This is a genomic window from Desulfonatronum sp. SC1 (genome assembly GCF_003046795.1).
In the GTDB taxonomy this organism is placed as follows: domain Bacteria; phylum Desulfobacterota; class Desulfovibrionia; order Desulfovibrionales; family Desulfonatronaceae; genus Desulfonatronum.
In genome coordinates this window covers 1-427 of sequence record NZ_PZKN01000178.1, presented here as the reverse complement: position 1 = coordinate 427, position 427 = coordinate 1, and the positions used below count along the sequence as shown (strand labels likewise).

At 45.2% G+C, this 427-nt stretch carries 1 pseudogene; it reads right to left on the bottom strand.

Going from position 1 to position 427, the window contains the following annotated elements:
• Positions 1 to 427, bottom strand: a pseudogene (locus C6366_RS21190) (hypothetical protein); the annotation flags it as partial.

Genomic DNA, 427 nt, shown 5'->3' with positions numbered 1-427 from the left:
GCATGGGAATCCGGTTTTTTTTGCAATCTCTAAAATATCATAGCTCAGACCTTTGCGTACCAACGCAGAATTGGCCACCATCACGCCATATCCTTTCAGATAGTTGTTGCAGGTGTATTTGTTAAAGGTGATGGCAGCAGGAAGTACATCGCATGTGGTATGCGGAATGCCAACCATCTTGAGATAGCCTTGCAACAATCCGTCTTCCCCCGGAGTGCCGTGAATGGTGATGTAAGCACAGTCGAAACGCACTGTTTCGCCATCGATGGTTGTGGAAAAGTCAGCCCTGTTAACGGGATATTCTTGCGAATCAATCGTTACAGCCCACTTTTCGGGCGTAATTAGTAGCGGAAAAAGATTGTAATGGGCCTTGTTAATAAAAGAGATAATGCCTTCAGCACTTCTTCTGCTTACCACTTCTTCTGAT